Genomic DNA, 1,416 nt, shown 5'->3' with positions numbered 1-1,416 from the left:
GCGGGGCGTGCGGATGATCAGGTGAAGATCCGTGGGTTCCGGATCGAGCCGGGCGAGGTCCAGGCGGCACTGGCCGCGCATCCGCAGCTGGCCCAGGTGGCGGTGGTCGTACGGGAAGACACCCCGGGCGACAAACGCCTCATCGCCTACATCGTCCCGGCGCGGGTCGACGATGCGGTATCCGCCGGCCTGGTCGGCGATGTGCGTGCCTGGGCGGCCGGCCGGTTGCCGGAGTACATGGTGCCGTCGGCGGTGGTGGTGCTGGATGAGCTGCCGTTGACGGTGAACGGCAAGCTCGACCGCAAGGCGCTGCCCGCTCCCGCCTACGCGGCGGGTGGGGGTCGGGCGCCTGCCACGGTGCAGGAGGAGATTCTGTGCCAGGCCTTCGCGCAGGTTCTGGGCGTGGACCAGGTGGGTGTGGATGACGACTTCTTCGCGTTGGGTGGCCACTCCCTCCTGGCGACGCGTCTGGTGAGTCGGGTGCGTGCGGTTCTGGGTGTGGAGGTCGGGCTGCGGACCCTGTTCGAGGTGCCGACGCCGGCGGGGCTTGCAGGTCGGTTGGGTCAGGCGGGTGAGGCACGCCCGGCGCTGGTCGCGAAGGCACGTCCGGAGCGGGTGCCGTTGTCGTATGCGCAGCGGCGGTTGTGGTTCATCGGGCAGTTGGAGGGCCCGAGCGCGACCTACAACCAGCCGGTGGGTCTGCGGTTGTCGGGTGGGCTGGACCGGCGGGCGTTGGAGTCGGCGTTGGTGGATGTGCTGGGGCGGCATGAGGTGCTGCGGACGGTGTTCGCGGTGGCGGACGGGGAGCCGTATCAGCAGATCCTGCCGGTGCAGGGGTGCGGCTTCGAGCTGGCCGTCACCGAGGTCGGGGAGGAAGGGCTAGCCGGTGCGGTGGCGCAGGCCCAGACATGTGCCTTCGACCTGGCGACCGAGATTCCGTTGCGTGCGTGGTTGTTCGGGGTGGGTCCGGATGAGCATGTGCTTGTGGTGGTGGTGCATCACATCGCGGGTGATGGTTGGTCGATGGGGCCGTTGGCGCGGGATGTCTCGGTGGCTTACGCGGCGCGGCGTGGGGGCCAGGCGCCGGTGTGGGATGCGTTGCCGGTGCAGTATGCGGATTACGCGTTGTGGCAGCGGGAGTTGCTGGGCGACGAGAGTGATCCGGAGAGTGTTCTCGCACGTCAGGTGGCGTATTGGCGTGGTGTGTTGGCGGGGGTGCCGCAGGAGTTGGGGTTGCCGTATGACCGGGTTCGTCCGGTGGTGGCGTCGCATGAGGGGCATGCGGTGCGGGTGGAGGTGTCGGCTGGGGTGCATGCGCGGTTGCGTGAGGTGGCGCGTGAGCGTGGTGTGACGGTGTTCATGGTGTTGCAGGCGGCGTTGGCGGTGACGTTGCATCGGCTGGGTGCGGGGACGGAT

1 protein-coding gene is annotated in these 1,416 nt (G+C 69.3%); it reads left to right on the top strand.

Features of this window, described 5'->3' with window-relative positions; genetic code table 11:
- Positions 1–21: 21 nt before the first annotated feature.
- Positions 22–1,416: condensation domain-containing protein (locus BZL64_RS28820; protein WP_244205530.1), on the top strand; the 1,395-nt coding region annotated here is incomplete at its 3' end.

Source organism: Streptomyces bobili (genome assembly GCF_002154575.1).
Taxonomy (GTDB): domain Bacteria; phylum Actinomycetota; class Actinomycetes; order Streptomycetales; family Streptomycetaceae; genus Streptomyces; species Streptomyces bobili.
Note: the sequence above shows the minus strand (reverse complement) of the source record. Positions and strands in the feature narration are given on the sequence as shown.